At 51.3% G+C, this 16,814-nt stretch carries 17 protein-coding genes; 10 read left to right on the top strand and 7 right to left on the bottom strand.

Annotated elements, in window-relative coordinates; genetic code table 11:
• Positions 1–8: 8 nt before the first annotated feature.
• A complete protein-coding gene (locus GWK74_04725) occupies positions 9–635 on the bottom strand; it encodes a helix-turn-helix domain-containing protein (GenBank protein QHU90778.1) in 627 nt (208 codons plus the stop codon).
• A gap of 142 nt (positions 636–777) precedes the next feature.
• Here GWK74_04725 and GWK74_04720 point away from each other — a divergent pair, with 142 nt between their 5' ends.
• Positions 778–1,008, top strand: a complete 231-nt coding sequence (locus tag GWK74_04720) for a DUF167 domain-containing protein (protein QHU90777.1) — start codon at positions 778–780, stop codon at positions 1,006–1,008.
• A 37-nt stretch (positions 1,009–1,045) separates the two neighbouring features.
• Here the strand turns inward: GWK74_04720 and GWK74_04715 are convergent, their stop codons facing one another.
• Genes GWK74_04715 through GWK74_04705 form a run of 3 tightly spaced genes read right to left on the bottom strand, consistent with a single transcriptional unit; the run spans position 1,046 to position 3,878 of the window.
• Complete coding sequence (locus GWK74_04715; protein QHU90776.1) at positions 1,046–2,557, bottom strand: polysaccharide deacetylase family protein; 1,512 nt, start codon at positions 2,555–2,557, stop codon at positions 1,046–1,048.
• On the bottom strand, positions 2,557–3,273 hold the full coding sequence (locus GWK74_04710; GenBank protein QHU90775.1) for a thioredoxin domain-containing protein: 717 nt from the start codon (positions 3,271–3,273) through the stop codon (positions 2,557–2,559). The genes GWK74_04715 and GWK74_04710 overlap by 1 nt, the downstream gene beginning before the upstream one ends.
• The gene (locus GWK74_04705; protein ID QHU90774.1) at positions 3,270–3,878 is read right to left on the bottom strand and encodes a hypothetical protein; all 609 of its coding nucleotides are present in this window, start codon (positions 3,876–3,878) and stop codon (positions 3,270–3,272) included. The genes GWK74_04710 and GWK74_04705 overlap by 4 nt, the downstream gene beginning before the upstream one ends.
• A 201-nt stretch (positions 3,879–4,079) precedes the next feature.
• Here GWK74_04705 and GWK74_04700 point away from each other — a divergent pair, with 201 nt between their 5' ends.
• The 3 genes from GWK74_04700 to GWK74_04690 are packed head-to-tail and all read left to right on the top strand — an operon-like array spanning position 4,080 to position 7,553.
• Positions 4,080–4,622 (top strand): PadR family transcriptional regulator, encoded by a 543-nt coding sequence (locus GWK74_04700; GenBank protein ID QHU90773.1) that lies wholly within the window; start codon positions 4,080–4,082, stop codon positions 4,620–4,622.
• Positions 4,603–5,331: an ATP-binding cassette domain-containing protein gene (locus GWK74_04695; GenBank protein QHU90772.1), complete on the top strand. Its 729-nt coding sequence runs from the start codon at positions 4,603–4,605 to the stop codon at positions 5,329–5,331. The genes GWK74_04700 and GWK74_04695 overlap by 20 nt, the downstream gene beginning before the upstream one ends.
• Positions 5,328–7,553 (top strand): FtsX-like permease family protein, encoded by a 2,226-nt coding sequence (locus GWK74_04690; protein ID QHU90771.1) that lies wholly within the window; start codon positions 5,328–5,330, stop codon positions 7,551–7,553. The genes GWK74_04695 and GWK74_04690 overlap by 4 nt, the downstream gene beginning before the upstream one ends.
• Positions 7,554–7,720: 167 nt before the next feature.
• Here GWK74_04690 and GWK74_04685 read toward each other — a convergent pair whose 3' ends face one another.
• Positions 7,721–9,955 (bottom strand): AAA domain-containing protein, encoded by a 2,235-nt coding sequence (locus GWK74_04685; protein ID QHU90770.1) that lies wholly within the window; start codon positions 9,953–9,955, stop codon positions 7,721–7,723.
• A 73-nt stretch (positions 9,956–10,028) separates the two neighbouring features.
• On the opposite strand from GWK74_04685, the gene GWK74_04680 reads away from it, so the two are divergent.
• Entirely contained in the window at positions 10,029–10,511 is a 483-nt protein-coding gene (locus GWK74_04680; GenBank protein QHU90769.1) for an ASCH domain-containing protein, read from the top strand.
• A gap of 160 nt (positions 10,512–10,671) precedes the next feature.
• Here the strand turns inward: GWK74_04680 and GWK74_04675 are convergent, their stop codons facing one another.
• Positions 10,672–11,223, bottom strand: a complete 552-nt coding sequence (locus GWK74_04675; protein ID QHU90768.1) for a hypothetical protein — start codon at positions 11,221–11,223, stop codon at positions 10,672–10,674.
• 18 nt (positions 11,224–11,241) lie between these two features.
• On the opposite strand from GWK74_04675, the gene galE reads away from it, so the two are divergent.
• Positions 11,242–12,255 (top strand): UDP-glucose 4-epimerase GalE, encoded by a 1,014-nt coding sequence (galE, locus tag GWK74_04670; GenBank protein QHU90767.1) that lies wholly within the window; start codon positions 11,242–11,244, stop codon positions 12,253–12,255.
• A gap of 68 nt (positions 12,256–12,323) precedes the next feature.
• Here the strand turns inward: galE and GWK74_04665 are convergent, their stop codons facing one another.
• Positions 12,324–13,844 carry a sulfatase-like hydrolase/transferase gene (locus GWK74_04665; protein QHU90766.1) on the bottom strand — a complete coding sequence of 507 codons (1,521 nt, stop codon included), beginning with the start codon at positions 13,842–13,844 and terminating at the stop codon, positions 12,324–12,326.
• 84 nt (positions 13,845–13,928) lie between these two features.
• Here GWK74_04665 and GWK74_04660 point away from each other — a divergent pair, with 84 nt between their 5' ends.
• The 4 genes from GWK74_04660 to GWK74_04645 are packed head-to-tail and all read left to right on the top strand — an operon-like array spanning position 13,929 to position 16,801.
• Entirely contained in the window at positions 13,929–14,753 is an 825-nt protein-coding gene (locus GWK74_04660) for a transporter substrate-binding domain-containing protein (GenBank protein QHU90765.1), read from the top strand.
• Complete coding sequence (locus GWK74_04655) at positions 14,747–15,412, top strand: ABC transporter permease subunit (protein QHU90863.1); 666 nt, start codon at positions 14,747–14,749, stop codon at positions 15,410–15,412. Before GWK74_04660 ends, GWK74_04655 begins: the two co-directional genes overlap by 7 nt.
• 40 nt (positions 15,413–15,452) lie before the next feature.
• Positions 15,453–16,178 carry an ATP-binding cassette domain-containing protein gene (locus GWK74_04650; GenBank protein QHU90862.1) on the top strand — a complete coding sequence of 242 codons (726 nt, stop codon included), beginning with the start codon at positions 15,453–15,455 and terminating at the stop codon, positions 16,176–16,178.
• Between the two features lie 11 nt (positions 16,179–16,189).
• Positions 16,190–16,801 carry a hypothetical protein gene (locus tag GWK74_04645; GenBank protein QHU90764.1) on the top strand — a complete coding sequence of 204 codons (612 nt, stop codon included), beginning with the start codon at positions 16,190–16,192 and terminating at the stop codon, positions 16,799–16,801.
• The last annotated feature ends 13 nt before the right edge of the window (positions 16,802–16,814 follow it).

Here is a 16,814-nt window from a genome sequence, read left to right as displayed (position 1 = left end):
GAGCGTGTCTATTGTTGTTTATTTGATGGTTTTACAACAAACCCGCTTCGCCGATACATATAATCGCCAACCGTCAATTTCTTGCGAGGGAACGCCTCGGCTAATTCTCGTCGTTCAATGTATGTTTTTGTAACTTCGACGATCCATGAGCGACCGGACTTTTCAACCAGATAATAGCGTCTATCGCCTTTAAGTTGTCCAATGGCTTCGCCGGAAAAAGCCACATCAAGCGTTCCAGCTCCTACGAAAAAGTCGATGATTTTTTGCCACCACGTTAGTCGTCGGTGGCGATTTAGTGATTCAATGTGGTCGGCGTCGGCAAATTTGTCTGCAACTGCCAGGTCGGATGCTGAATATCCTTTCATATCTGTTGGGTAGGCATCAAGATCAAGTGGTTCGCGTATGGCCGAAGCTAATCCTGCTCGTGTGTAGTCGAGCAGCTCGTCCACACTAGTGTTGAATAATTTTGCTAGTGCTTGCATATTGTCTATGTCTGGAAAGCCCGCACCTCGTTCCCATTTAGCAACTGCTTGTCGCGTAACGTTGAGTCGATCGGCTAGTTGTTCTTGTGACCAACCAGTTTGTTGACGTAATTGTTTAAGTTTTTTGGCAAAAATCATTTGGCGCCCTTTCATTTATTTTCTAACAGCATAGCGTAATTTTAGTGTCTTGGCGAGCAACTTTGCGTTGCCTATTTGCAATACGTAAGGCTCGGCTTAAGGGGGTATAATAGGTCTAAAGGAAAGGTGATATGACAAAGCCGGTAAGATATTAACCATGAAAATCTCCGTCCACCTCAAGCCCAACTCTCGTCACCGCGAAGAAGTCGTGGTTGGTGATGATGGTTTGCTGACTATTTACACCAAGGCGCCAGCCATTGAAGGGCGGGCGAATCTGGCGGCGGTAAAATTACTGGCGAAGCATTTTGGCGTGGCGCCGTCAAAGGTAAAATTAGTGCGCGGTGCAGCTTCGAAATATAAGGTTTTTGAAGTTGATAAAACAGAATAGCCGCCGCAACGCACAGTCGTAACACTTAGCTACAATTCTACGGATATCCAGCTCCCGCCGCCATATTGCCGAGTAGTCCCTGCACCGTCACAAACGAATACCCCTGCTGCTTCAGCGCGCTGAGGATGCACGGCACGGCATTAACGGACGTTTGGTGAATGTCGTGCATCAAGATGATGGCTCCAGGGTGGGCGCCAGCGACGGCGCGCGAGCAGACGATGTCGCTATTACGATCGGCCCAGTCGCGGGTGTCGACCGACCACAAGATTGACGACATACCGTGCAGACGAAGCTGCTCCAAGACAACGCCGTTGACTGCACCGTACGGCGGGCGCATAACAGTTGGTGTGACGCCGGTGGCTTGCTTGATGGCGTCGTTGGTGCGGTCGATTTCGCTGGCAATTTGGTTAACGGGCAATTTAGGCAGTTCTGGGTGCGACCACGAATGATTGCCCAGTTGATGGCCGTGCGCATGCATGCGCCGCAATACGTCGGCTTGCGCGGAAACTTTGCTGCCGATCAAGAAAAATGTCGCTTTAGTGCCATGCTGATTCAAAATGTCTAGCAGTTGTGCGGTGTATGGTCCCGGCCCGTCGTCAAACGTCAAGGCGATCACTTTACCTGGGTTTACGGGTGTTGGCGCCGCAGGCGCTGGCTTTGGCTCGGGCGGCTTGGGGATGTTAGCCAGCTTCCGGGCTGTCGGATTTTGCAGATATTTGGCAACGGCGGCGATCGGCACTTTGATCGTCATTTCGCCGTAGGCTGACGGTAAGAGCGAAGCCTGTCCAATTGGCCAAGCCAAGGTGTTACCATCATCAGTGATGGTAAAGTTCGATAACGCCTCCTTGGTGATCATCTCATCAAGATTCGCTTCTGGTTGCTGGCGCTGCTTGATGGTTTGCGCGACGTCGTGCCGGGCAGCTGTCACGATTGCCTTGATGGCTTCCTCCGATTTCTCGGTCAAATTATCCAAGCCAATCACCTCGCCAGACTTCTTGTCAAACGTCCAAAAATGCGTCAGCGACACCGGATGCGCGCCGTGCATATCTTGTTTAATATTGACAATGATCGACAGAGCGGTCGAATTATTATGCGTAACTTGATAACTAATCGTCTCTGTCATTGGTCGGTCGAATGTCGGAGCGTTAGTGGCGGTGTGGCGGAAATCACCGTCAGCACGGTCGATTACTCGGGCGATGAGTTTGTTGATTTTGGAATTGCTAGTAATTGGATACTCAATTGAGACCTTTTCGCGTTTGGTGTCGCGCGTTACGAACTTGGAGCGGATGCCAGCATAGCGTGAATCGGTGAAATAGTACTTTTCATCTTCCAGAACGGTTGGGCGCTGGACGGGTAGTTGTATGGATTGGAGATAAAATAACGCCGCCATGGCGACTACCGCCAACAAAAGTAGTATGGCGAATAAGACACTGCTTAGTTTTGATGTGCTTTGGGGCGCTGTGCTGGTTTTTGGCTCACGACGAGGCTGAGTTGACGGTCGCTCTTTTGATAATTTTTGAGATTTCGTTTGCGTTTTTTTGGCAGACATTAGTTCACTCCACCAGCTTTCAAAATTGCCTTCAGTCCATTTTCGCCGCCCATAAATCCACTGGCGACATAGTCATTGACTACCATGTATGGTAGACCGCTCACGCCAAGCGAAAGGGCTTTTTGGGTGCTGTCATCAATCTCTTTTTGGTGAGGTTTTTTGGTTATACAATCAGTAAATGTTGCCTCATCCATGCCAATATTTTTAGCAGAAGCCAGGAAGTAGCCTAACGGCAGTGGTGGAATTTTTTGCGGTACGGCAACGTTTTTCACACCAATTCCTTTGTCAAAATAATCACGTTTGATGCGTGGCACGATGTCGTGTGTATATTGCCAATATTTGTCTTGGTCAGCGGCGCAAAAAGCAGCGTGAGCGCCAGTTTCTGTGTTGTCGGTAACTTCTTTGAGCAGCGTCACCACGCGGTGTTCGTAGCGAACTTTGCCTGATTTGAGATACTCATTTTTGAAGAAATCAGCGTTGGTGGCTGCTTCAACTTCGGCACAGAATGAGCAGAAATAATCAGTATAGTCAACGAATACGTGCTTGGCGCTCGTAGAGCCTTGCGACATCTTTTCGTTCCACGGCTTGCCGTCACCAATGTGGCGATTTGGCGGGCGATTGACAATACCATAAATAAATAGTGCTACAATTCCCGTGATCATAATCCCCAAGATGACCCAAATGAGTGCTATGCCGGCTGTTTTTTGTCGATTCATATGTCCCCCTGTTTTGCTAATTCGGTATACATAAAGGCGATTTGTCCAGACTTGTAGAGTGAAAAGAGGCTTAATAGCAGGGCTAGGATCAGCACGAGGGTGCTGGCGACAGTGGCGGCAGTGGCTGTGGCGGCGCCTGAGAAGAACACGGCAACGAGCGGCAGGATGAGTGACGTGCCGCAAGGAACGCAGCCCAAACCGATGGCGGCAGCCACGGAGGCCAAGCCGCTGAGTCCGACTTGTCGAGTGACCGACTGTTCATTACGCTTATTTTTCTTGGCAGTGAAAATGACGACGGTAATTGACAGTCCTTGGAGGAGTGACACCATGAGCAGTAGCGCGCCGTTTAGCGAGCTGAAGCCCTGTTTGAATATATCAATGAACATGGTTCCAAGAAGGGAGATTTTGTCTAATATTGGTAGTCGCGACATCATCAGCGGGCCATAAAAATTGGCGTTGATGGCAAAGAAAATAATGAGTGCAAACAGCACGAATAAGACAATTGCCAGTAGCAAGTAGGGTGGTAAGCTGAGAATTTTACTAACCCCCAACGCGGCCGACTTGACAGAGCGCCGTTTATTATACACTCGGCAAAATTGAACCATGCATCCATTATACGTCAAAATTGCATAATAGTATGCATTCTGGTGCAGTCTACTCGCGTTTGGGTGGCGGGCTACGGAATGAGGTGGCTGTGATGGGGTAGATCGTATAGCAAGAGAGCGGGTAGTTGGTCGCCAATACAAACTATACACTGAGTGTATAAAACTCTTGCAATAACTAAACACAGGGTGTATAGTAAGAGTATGAGCGTTCAATATACCCTGTTAGGTTTTTTAGCGGAAGAGTCAAATTATGGCTATGAGTTAAAGAAAAAATATGACGGCTATTTTGGTAAGGACAAGCCAATTTTAACCGGTCAGATATATTCAACTCTGGCGCGGCTCAAACGCGACAACAAGGTCAAAGAAATTACTGATACCAGCGAATCGGGCGGGCCGGATCGGGTTCGGTATGAAATTACCGACGAGGGTAAGCAAGATTTGCAGGCGTGGCTGGAATCACCAGAGGCGCCGTCGCCGCAACTGCAAGCGACCATGTATATCAAAGCAGTGCTGGCCATCCTGAAGGACGGTGACGCTTCGCCGTATCTGGATAATCAACGGCAGGCGCACATCCAACGGATGCGTGAGCTGACAGCTCAGCGGCGTGACAGCAATTTATCGGATATGCTGCTGATCGATCATGCGCTGTATCATTTGGAGGCGGATTTACGCTGGATTGAATTAACTATTTCGCGGTTAACGCGGCTAAAGGAGGAAATTTTGCATGAGCAAACCAATAATTAGCGCTAAAAATATTACAAAGTCGTTCGGGCAAACGCAGGCGCTGCGCGGTGTTAGCTTGGATGTCGAGGCGGGCGAAGTACTGGCGATTATGGGTCCGTCGGGTTCTGGTAAGTCAACACTGCTACACAGCTTGGCAGCGATTACCAAAGTTGATGGCGGCGAGATCGACTTCGACGGCCAGCGGATTGATAAGATGGGTGACGATAAGCGCAGTCTGCTAAGGCGCACCAGCTTTGGTTTTGTCTTTCAGTTTGGACAGCTAGTGCCGGAGCTAACGGCGCTGGACAATGTAGCGTTGCCACTACTGCTCAACGGCGTCAAGCGAAACGAGGCCTATCAAAAGGCGAAATCATGGCTGAACAAGGTTGAGCTGGCGAGTAAAGCTGACAGCATGCTTGGCGAGTTGTCGGGCGGACAAATGCAGCGGGTGGCGATCGCCCGAGCCATGGTGATTGAGCCGAAAGTGCTGTTCGCTGACGAGCCGACTGGTTCGCTGGATAGTCTGAACTCAGAAAAGGTCATGGAGTTATTTATCAAAACCGCCAAAGACCACGGCACAACGGTTATTATGGTGACGCACGAGCCAACGATTGCCGCCTATGCTGATCGGGAAATCATCGTCCGTGATGGGCAGATTTCTGGCGCCGAGGCGGCGGTAAATCCAATGCGGGTGAGGCTTAATAAAACTAATGCGAGGATTATCCGATGAGCGTTAGTTGGATGTTATTACAAAAGTCTGGCCGCCAGTCGTTCGCGCGTCTGGGTCTGACCACGGCGGCGGTGGCGCTGGGGATCGTGTTGGTGTGCTGCTTTACGGCTGGTATCAACGGGATAAAGGGGCGCGCTAGTGGGCTAGCAATTAATACGGCGGCGTATCAGGCGGCTCGCGGTGCGGCTGAACAAAAACCGATTGAGGGTGTTGAACCGCTGAAAATTGGCGGCACCTGGCGTGGTGATGCGTCGAAATGGCGCGGTCAGTCCATCCAGTCTTATTCAATGTACGGCACGGCTAAATCGCCGCAATTTGCCAAGCTAAAAACGCCGCGTCCTGGTGAATACTACTTATCAAAAGCGTTGGCCGATGCGGTTGCTCAGCATCCAGAGGACAATATCTTGGCACGTTTTGGTAAAAATACCAAATACCTTGGCGTAATTCCTAGCGAATATGTTGCCAGCCCGGATGCATTGATGATGGTACGTGGCGCGAGTGCCGAGGAAGTGGCCGAGAGCGATGCTTTTACCAAATCTCAGGGACAGCCGTCATACTTTGCCGATGTCTATCGGACGGATACCAATGGATTGAAGTCGAACGCTGTATTTGATCCGGTAGCGATCATTGTATTTGGTGTCGGCGGGACGATCCTGCTGTTTCCAATTGTCATTTTCGTGTCAGTAGCAACGCAACTGGGCGCCGCGCAGCGTGAGAAACGCTATGCCGCCTTGCGGCTGATTGGCGCAACTAAGCAGCAAGTGGGGCTGGTGTTGATGTTAGAATCGCTATTGGCGTCGGTGGTGGGTGTACTAATTGGGCTGGGCGCGTTCTGGCTGCTGCAAGCGCCGCTACAGGCTTTCAAGATGGACGGCATGCGATTTAATCCTAGTGACTTAGCATTAACTAGCACGCAATACGCGCTGATTATCGGATTGACGCTGGGGCTGACAATGTTTGTTAACTGGCGACGGATGCGTCGAGCACAAATTTCGCCGCTGGGCGTGTCGCGTTCACTTGAAAAGGTGAAGAAGTTACGTGTTTGGCGGGCGCTGGTGCCGGCAACTGGTATCGCGATCTTTGCGTGGCTATCGTCGAAGCCAGGGCGGGATTGGCTGGCGGCTAATAAAGAATCAGCTCTGCCGTCGGTACTATTGATGGCGGCGCTGCTGCTGGTGATGTTTGGGCTGATTCTGGCTGGCGGCTGGCTGACCAATAAGCTGTCGCTGTTGGCAGCGCGCTGGGCTAATAACGCTTCGATGTTGATCGCTGGTAAGCGTACGGCGGTGCATTCGCGGACAATTTTCCGCAGTGTCAGCGGCGTGGTATTGGCGCTGTTTGCGGGCAGCTTTTACTTGACGGCGACCAGCGGTATTGAAGGCTTAAACGCTCAAGCTATCAAGGATAACGGCTTTTCGCAACTGAAGCGCGGCACGGCAGTTGTTATCGGTCAGTCGTTACCGGGTGATATGACAGAGCAGCTCAAACAGAAAACTTACATCACGTCGGTGGCAGCGATTTATCCGCGTGAGGACGGCGATGCAATTCGCTGCCAGGATTTGGCAACGTACACTGAACACGCTTGCCCGAATAATGCCCGACCAGACCAATTTGCGCTGTTGAATTTTGACGCGCCAGTGGTAAAAAACGTGTCGCTAATTAACGACAAGGTTGATACGAACGGCGTCAAAGAATATTTGGTGACATTGAAGTCAGACAATGATATCGAGAAATTACGTACCTTGGTGACGGCGAAAGCCAATCAGTACGACCTAACGTATGCAGTGAGCGGCACTGATGCCAAGAAGCCGCATATCAATCCAACGATTCGCGAGTTTGCCGACTTAGCCTATGTCGGTATCGGCGTGACGCTGTTCGTGGCGGTGGCAAGCTTGATTGTCTCGACGATTGGCGGGCTGATGGAACGCCGCCGCTCGCTGTACACGCTGCGGCTGGGCGGTATGCGCCTCGCGCAGTTGAAGCGCTTGGTGATGGTTGAGTCGGCGGCGCCGCTGCTGATCACCTCGATTCTGTCGTGTAGCCTTGGCGTATGGACGGGGGCGGTGTTTACCAGCACATTCTCGACGACGCTGAAGCCAGTGTTAACACCAACGTACTTTGCCATCGTTGGTGTTGGCTTGGCGGCAGCGATTATCGGTATCTATCTAATTCTGCCGATGGTTGACAAGTTAACGCGGGCAGAGGCTAATCAAACCGAGTAGTGCGCCTCGGTCCGAGGATAATCTACCGAAAAGCGTTCCAGTTGGCGGCTGGGACGCTTTTTCTTGCGCTGCATTGATTCAGTCAAGACGAGACTTCCGGACGTTTGCAGTCAAATGCGGCTGTACGACGATGGAAGGTGTTAATCAGGGAAATAGGTGAAACTTAATTATTGTTTTTGGAACTTCATGCGGTCGTTAATCATATTCACTTTTACTGCCATGCCATCATGAATTCGCCCGTCAATCAGCTCCAGTGCTAGCGGGTCAAGAATACGCTTTTGCACCAAGCGCTTGAGCGGGCGGGCGCCAAAGGCCGGGTCGTAGCCATCGCGGGCCAGCATGTCGCGGACGCTATCGTCAAATTCCAGCGTAATGTCGCGGCTGTCTTTGACTTGGCGGGCGACGCGTTTCAGCTGAACGTCGACAATCGCTCGCATCGCTTCTGGTCGAATGCGGTCAAAAATAACGATATCGTCAATGCGGTTGAGGAACTCTGGACGGAAATGTTGTCTGAGCACCTCAAGCATCTGATTATCGAGTGCCGACAGATCGTCGCCAGAAAAATCCATAATTGCTTGCGAGCCGACATTGCTGGTCATGATGATGACCGTGTTCGAAAAATCGACTGTTCGCCCCTGGCCATCGGTCAGACGGCCATCATCCAGCACCTGGAGAAGCACGTTAAAGACATCGGGGTGGGCCTTCTCGATTTCATCAAACAGTACCACGCTGTAAGGGCGGCGGCGGACCGCTTCGGTGAGTTGGCCGCCCTGATCGTAACCGACGTAGCCTGGCGGCGAGCCAATCAGGCGGGCCACGGCGTGCCGCTCCATGTACTCACTCATATCGATGCGGATCATAGCGTGTTCGTCGTCGAATAATTCGCGACACAGGCTGCGGGCTACCTCTGTTTTACCAACGCCGGTGGGGCCGAGGAAGAGGAAGGAGCCGATTGGCCGGTTGGTATCACTGAGGCCAGCGCGCGAGCGGCGAATGGCGCTGGCCACCGCGGCGATGGCTTTATCTTGACCAATTACTTGGGTGCTGATATGTTCTTCTAATTTGGTTAATTTGCTTGATTCAGTCTCGATCAGCCGCTCCACCGGGATGCCCGTCCAGCGCGCCACCACGCTGGCGATGTCATCAGGTGTGACTTCTTCGCGCAGCAAGCGGTCAGCCGGCGGGATAGCCGCCAGTTCTTGGCGGGCGCTAGCCAGCTTTTTCTCCAACTCTGGCAGGTCGCCGTATTTGATGCGGCTGGCGGTGGCCAGGTCAGCGTCGCGTTCGGCAATTTCTAGTTGCGAGCGCAGACTATCCATTTTTTCGGTAGCAGTATTGACGGTCTGGAGAATATCCTTTTCGTGCTGCCATTTGCTATCAATCACCTCGGCCTGAGCCCGAAGGTCGGCGATTTGTTGCTTGATTTCCTCTGTGCGGGTCTTGGCGTGGTCAGATTTGTCTTTTTTCAGCGCGGCTTCTTCAATCTCCAGCTGCAAGCGGCGGTTATTCAGCCGATCGAGAGCAATCGGTACACTCTCCAGCTGCATCTTCAGAGCGCTGGTCGCTTCATCCAGGAGGTCAACTGCCTTGTCAGGCAAAAAGCGATCGGGCAGATAGCGGGTGGACAGCCGCACCGCCGCCACGATGGCATCATCAGCAATCTTGACACCGTGGTGGACTTCGTACTTTTCCTTGAGGCCACGCAGGATAGCGATGGTGTCATCAAAGCTTGGCTCACCAACGTAGACTGGCTGAAAGCGCCGCTCTAGGGCTGCGTCTTTCTCGACATGTTGGCGATACTCGGCTAATGTTGTCGCACCGATCATATGTAATTTACCGCGCGCCAGGGCAGGTTTGAGCATATTGCCGGCATCCATGCTGCCTTCGGTTTTGCCGGCGCCGACCATGGTGTGAATTTCATCAACGAACAAAATAATTTCGCCGGCGGCTTCTTCAACTTCTTTCAAAATTGCCTTGAGGCGCTCTTCAAATTGGCCGCGAAAGCTCGCGCCGGCTAGTAAGCTGGAAATTTCCAAGGAAATCAGTCGCTTGTCTTTCAGCGACGCCGGTACGTCGCCCTTGACGATGCGCTGCGCTAGGGCCTCGACGATGGCGGTTTTACCGACGCCCGGCTCGCCGATCAGCACCGGGTTATTCTTGGTGCGCCGGCTCAAGATTTGCATGGTGCGGCGAATTTCTTCGTCGCGCCCGATGACCGGATCCAGTTTATGTTCCCTGGCGAGCGCCGTGATATCAGTGCCGAATTTCTCCAGCGGCTGCTCAAGCTCTTCTTGCATAGTTGGTGGCATAGGTCCTCCTTTGATTTTTTGGGCTTTTTTAAGTCCGTATTTATGACGCGCCGCGGCAAGAGACAGAGCGGGGATAATTGATACAATTATCATAGCAAATTAGCACTCTCAGTGCAAGAGTGCTAACTTAGTTTACCGATTGCTGAACTTGTCCTATACTGTCGGTATGAGTCGTTATATTTTGATGTCGATTCAAACTCGTTATGCCGAGAAAATTTTTCGTGGTGAAAAGCGATGGGAATTTCGTAAATCCTTGCCGCGCCACAGCAAAGACGATGAGCTAACCGTAGTCGTTTATTCGTCGGGGGGTGACCGGGCGGTTATCGGCGAATTTCGGGTTGGACGTGTCATGCGCTGCCCACTGGATGAGTTGATGCGGCTCACTGGGTATGATACGGATGAGCAAGCCGTGCAGTGGTTTTCGCGCTATTATGCGGGGCGGAAACAGTGTGGCGCGTTAGAGATACTGGCGTCGGTGCGCTACGACCAGCCAATTTCTTTATCACAGTTACGTCAGGTTCTGCCAGCATTTCGCCCGCCACAAAACTTCAGGTATATTTGGCCTGATAGCGACCTAGCAGCACAGCTTAGTGAAATGAGCGCGATATGCCCAGATATTCTTTCCAAACTTTCAAAACCTCGTCACTAAATTCCGGCAAGAGCTGCTTCTCACTAATCAATTCTTTTATAAACTCATAATATTTTTGCTCTTTAGCGTGAATATCGCCAGAAAAGAACAGACCTAAGATTTCATCGTTATGTTTCTTGTCTAATTCCTTATATTTATCTGTCGATAACCGACCTGTTATTTACGACTGGGCTAACTGCTCGATAAACCCGCGGTAGCATTTATATGCCGACCAATGTTCCTGGCGATACTGATACTTAACATAGCGCAACGAGCCCATTAACACATCCAGATAATTGTGCTGCTCATCTGATTCTGTCCATATTTTGCCGGATTCTTTGGCGGGCTGGTCTGTGTGGTTGTTTTGGAAAATTAATGTTGAATTTGGAAATAATTTAGTTTTATCAGGTAATAAAAAGCCGATGTCAATTTTATGAAACAAGCTCATGCCGCTTAGGAAAAACGAACGAGCAACTTCGTGATTATTCTGAGCAATAGTATATGTCGCAATGATACTAAATTGATTATCAAGAGTCTTGTGCGTATAATCTTCGGCAACCTCTGGATAGTTAGTTATGGCTGTAAGGTTAATGTCGGAAAATTGGTCATCATCAAATACAGCTCGCGAACCGAAAACATACAGCTCGTTAATGTATGGATTATGGTTCAGTGCTGCGAGTAGGTCTGGCGGGATGGTTACAGTGTGCATCTGATATAATAATACTAGAATCATAGCGAAAGGAATATTTCAATGAACATTCTCGTTACTGGCGGTGCTGGCTATATCGGCAGTCACACTATCATTGAACTACTAGCCTCGGGTCACGGCGTGGTGGTGGTTGATAATTTATCAAATTCATCTGCCGAGAGTTTGCGGCGGGTTGAGGAGATCACCGGCCAGTCGGTGCCGTTTTATGAGTTCGATCTGCGTGATCGAGTGCGACTGGCGGAGTTGTTTAGGTCTGAGACAATTGACGCAGCGATTCATTTTGCGGGCCTGAAAGCCGTCGGCGAGTCGGTGGAAAGGGCGCTGCTCTATTATCAGAACAATCTGGAAAGCACATTGACGCTGCTGGATGTCATGCAGGAATTTGATGTGAAAAAGCTGGTCTTTTCGAGTTCGGCAACAGTGTATGGCGACCCGGCACGGCTGCCGATTACCGAGGATATGCCGTTGTCGGCGACTAATCCGTACGGACAAACCAAGCTGATGATTGAGCAGATTCTGCGCGATGTGGCGGCAACCAGGCAGGGCTGGCAGTTTACCTCGCTGCGCTATTTCAATCCCGTTGGCGCCCATCCGAGCGGCCGTATCGGTGAAGATCCGTCGGGCATTCCGAATAATTTGCTGCCGTTCGTATCGCAAGTGGCAGTCGGCAAGCGCGACCACTTAAGCGTGTTTGGCGACGATTATGACACGCCGGATGGCACGGGCGTGCGCGATTATATTCACGTGGTTGATTTGGCACGGGCGCACGTGGCGGCATTGGAACATTTGGGCGAGCCGGATGAATGTAAGGTGTATAACATCGGCACTGGCCGCGGCACGTCGGTGTTGGAATTGGTGAAAGCGTTTGAAACAGCGTCTGGTAAGGAAGTCCCATACCAAATCACGCCGCGCCGGCCGGGCGACATTGCCGCGTGTTATGCTGACCCGGGTTTGGCGGAGGCAGAACTGGGCTGGCGAGCGGAATTGACCATTGAAGACGCCTGCCGCGACGCCTGGAATTGGCAGAGTAATAATCCGAACGGTTACGAGACGTGATTCCCTTGACATACTTATTCAATCCGGCGGGGCGACTCGTCGGATTTTTATGTAGGCGAGACATGTATTTATGAACTGCTCAAGATTCGCCGCTCGTAGTAAGTTGAGCGTTTGGCAAGTTCTGCATTGAGCTGGTCGATGCCGCCAAATTGTTCGACCAGTGTCTGGCGATTTGAGAATAAATTAGTACCCAGCCCCATACGGTCGCCGTCCACCGTCACGCCCAGTGCCGCCAGGGTCGATGGATACATGTCAAAGGCAGCGAATTGGCGGTTGGTGGCGCGAGTTGGCTGGACAGCGGGGTTAATAAAGGCGTTATAAATGGTTCGTTGGTAGGGAGCGCCCGCAATCTTTTCTTCGTAATAGGGCGTCTGCATGCCGAGGTGGTCGCCGCTAATGATGATGGTGGTATTGGCGTAAAATGGTTGTTGCTTAACCCAGTCAACGAAGGCGGCAATTTGTTTGGAAGCACAGGAGTGGACATTATCATACTTTGCTTCAAACTGCTGTTTGCAGATGTCTTTGTCCATCCAGCCGTCGGTGAAGTGAGTATCAACAGTCAGCATCTGCAGGTTGAATGGCTTGTCGGACTTACTGAGACGGGTGGCCTCGTCGCGGGCAAATTGAAAGAGCTTTTTGTCTTCGTAGCCCCACCATACCTTGTAATCCTGTGGGACTAACCCATGTTTTTGGGCGTAGGTAAGATCAATAATGTGATAATCGCCGTGTTGCTCCAGTAATTTATCGCGGCCGCCGAAGGCTTTGTTTGAGCCCATGAGGAATGATTGGTTGTAGCCAGCCTTTTCAAGTACCTGCCCGAGGGTATAAGCGCCCGGCAAGAATTTATTAAAATCACCCATACCGTTGCGGTCGCGGTCACCGAACACCCCGCCGTCTTTGAGCGGCACGCCGGCGGATTGAGCGGTCATGCCGGCTACCGTCCAAGTGGTGCCGTGTGCAGGCAGGGCGCCGCCGAGACCTGAGGGTCGGTGTGAAAATGAGGTGTTAGTCAGTGCCAATTTCTCTAACTCCGGAATGACTGATTTGTCGCTCATGCCGCCATTGGCTTTGGCGGCGGGCGTATTTTCCAGCGACTCGACGTAGATATAAATTAAGTTGCGTTTGGTACTAGGAAACGTCAATTTGACGCCGCGCGGATCGACATAATGCTGATCATAGATCTTTGACGACTGAGCGAGGGCGATGACGTAGGCGGGGATGCTGAAACTTTGAACTAACAGCGCTAGGCTGATCATGAATAGGCCGCCCGCGTAATACGCTTGGTGGCGTAAGCGGAGCGGTTGTTTTTTCCAACGTAGTTTGAGGATGATTGGTAGTAGTAAAATGATGAGCAGCCCAATGACGTAGGGGATATTTTCCCAGACGGCTGAGGTAAAGCTGCTAGACTGCCCACCCGCCAGGCCGTTCTTGAAATAAAATAAAATCTCGTCAATCTTGGCGTCACGAAATTGCACAATTTTATAACGGCTAGCGACAAAGAAAACAGCGCTACATAGTAATAGCAAGACGATAGCCACGCGAATGATAATGCGGTTGTTGGCGCCGCGGCCAGACGGAGAGGTGCTCATAATGATATTATACAACGTTTGTCTGGGTACGTGGGCTGTTTGGGGGCTTATCATTTCTTTTCAAAGCGCGTATACTAAATAAGCATGAACAGAACGAAAGCGCATCATCGGGGGTTTGGCGTTAGTTGGTGGATAGGCCTGGGGCTGTTTGTGGCGTTGATTGGCTTTATGGCGTTTGACATTTTGCAGCGCGAAGGTGGGTTTGGCAAGAGTGATGACGTATTGGTGATGGGTACCAATGCCGGGTTCAAGCCGTTTGAGTACAAGCAGGGTAATGAAGTTGTTGGTTTTGATGTTGATTTGGCGAAGGAAATTGCCCGCAGTATGAACAAGAAGCTAAAGATTGAAGACATGTCGTTTGACGGATTGCTGCCAGCATTGGAATCAGGGCAAATTGACATGGCGGTGGCTGGTATGTCGGTGACACCGGAGCGCGCCAAAAATGCGCTGTTTTCCGAGCCGTATTATTCCGCCTCGCAGCGGATCATTGTCAAAAAAGGTAGCCCCATTCGCAATAGGTATCAGCTGACGGGCAAGAAGATTGGTGTGCAGTTGGGTACGACGGGTGATACGCTGGCCAGGAAGATTGTCGGCGCTAAGGTGTCGCAATTTCCAACAGCACCAAGTGTATTGACGGAGTTAAATGCTGGTGGCGTCGAGGCGGTTATTTTGGATGATGCGCCGGCTGCTCAGTACACGGCGGGCTTTCCGAACTTAGCGATTTTGCCGGGTGAGTTATCAAGCGAGCACTATGCGATTGCCATCAAAAATAATGATCACGACTTGCTGGAAAAAATTAACCGAGTGTTGGCGGATATGAAAAAAGACGGTCGGTACGACAATCTCGTCCGCAAGCATTTTGGTGTCGCAGCGCTTGAATCGATGAAGAAAAAGGAGCTTGAATCGTGAATTTCCTGGAAGTGATTTTCGGCGATGGCCGGTGGCTGTATTTGTGGCACGGCCTAGAGGTGACCTTGGTGCTAACAGTTCTATCATTGCTCCTCGGTACAATCATTGGCCTCGTGGTAGCGCTGCTTCGTACCTCGACGATCAAACCGCTCAACTGGATTGGCAAGATTTATGTCGACATCATTCGGGGCACACCGCTTCTGGTCCAGCTGTTGATTATGTACTACGTCGTTTTTGGCTCATATCAATTCATGCCGAAGATTTTCGTGGCAGCGATTGCCTTTGGCATCAACAGTGGTGCCTATATTGGCGAGATCATCCGCGGTGGCATCGAAAGCGTTGACAAGGGGCAAATGGAAGCGGCGCGTTCGCTGGGTTTTAGTCGCTGGCAGGCTATGCGTCTGGTGATTTTGCCACAAGCGCTTAAAAATTCATTGCCAGCGCTGATCAGCGAATTCATCGCCCTACTAAAAGAGACCTCGGTGGTTGGCTGGATCGGGCTGAATGACATCATGCGTGGCGCTGACAATATTCGGTTTCAAACGGCCACGGCGTTTCAGTCATTGTTTGCTGCAGCGGTGATGTACTTGGCGTTGACCGCCATATTTACCCGTGTGATGACCCGAGTAGAGAGGAGACTAAAAGATGGCAGTGAATAAGGTGAAGGAAGTGGCGCAACCGAGCATTGAGCACCCAGCAATTATCACGGTGGCTAACCTCAAAAAACAGTTTGGTAGTAACCGCGTGCTCAGGGATATTGATGTTGAAATTTATGAAGGCGAAGTGGTGGTGGTCGTTGGCTCAAGTGGCTCTGGTAAATCAACGTTTTTGCGCTGCTTGAATTTACTGGAGACGCCGACCGGCGGGCGCATTGTCATCGACGGCGTGGAAACGACAGCGCCAAAAGTCGATCTGAACGCTTTGCGCCAAAAAGTTGGCATGGTGTTTCAATCGTTCAATCTGTTCCCAAACTTGAATGTGCTGGATAACATCAAACTAGCGCCGCGGAAACTGCGCAAACTGTCTGATCGGGCGGCGACGCGCCTGGCAAAGAAATTGCTGGCGGACGTGGGGCTGGCGGACAAAGCCAACGCCTTTCCTTCGCAGCTCTCAGGCGGGCAAAAGCAGCGCGTGGCTATCGCGAGAGCCCTCGCTATGGAGCCGGACATCATGTTGTTTGACGAGCCAACCTCAGCGCTTGATCCAGAGATGATTGGTGAAGTGTTGGACGTGATCCGTGAGGTTGCCGCCAAAGGTATGACCATGGTCATCGTCACGCATGAAATGAAGTTTGCGCGCGAAGTGGCTACGCGGATGATTTTCCTGGACAAGGGCGAGATTATCGAAAATGGTCCGCCAGGGCAGGTGATGGATCATCCGGTGACTGAGCGGGCGCGGAAGTTTTTTGGCGTCAAAGGGAAGTGAGGGAGGTTCGGATGAAACATACCAAGCTAGCCAAACGCCAGAACAAACGGCTGTGTTTGGCCATCGGTTTTGTTGGTATCATTGCTATCGTCATATGCGGTTGGTATATGTGGTCGCGCCCGCAGACACCTCCGTCACCGCAGTCCTCAGACGCTGCTCGTTTCAAGACCGCTTACTCCCGGGTGGCTGATGACAATCGCTTCGTCTTTGCTTCGGCTGGCGAGGTTTTGGAGAAGTTTGAATCAGGCAGTGGCTTGATTTTCCTTGGCTTTCAGCAGTGCCCGTGGTGTCAGCAGCTGGCGCCAATTGTCGACACCGCCGCCAAGGCTGAGGGCTTGGACAAGATTTACTATCTCGACATTCGCCATGCCCGCGAAACCAATGATGCTACCTACAAAAAATTGGTTGAGAAACTAAAGCCGCATCTTCGCACCGACGAGAACGGACAACCGCGAGTGTATGTTCCTGATGTGACGGCACTAAAAGACGGCCGTGTCGTCGGTCATTTCCTCCAAGAAACTACCGCTGACGGCGAAAAGGCTACGCCTGATACTTATTGGACAAGGGAACGCCGTGCTCGGGCGGTTGAGCGGCTGAGGCAGATGATTCGGGCCATGCGGTAGTATGATAATAGCT

Source organism: Candidatus Saccharibacteria bacterium oral taxon 488 (assembly GCA_010202115.1).
Taxonomy (GTDB): Bacteria; Patescibacteriota; Saccharimonadia; order Saccharimonadales; family Saccharimonadaceae; genus Nanosynbacter.
The sequence above is the reverse complement of the archived record's forward strand: the minus strand, read 5'-3'. Positions and strand labels throughout refer to the sequence as shown.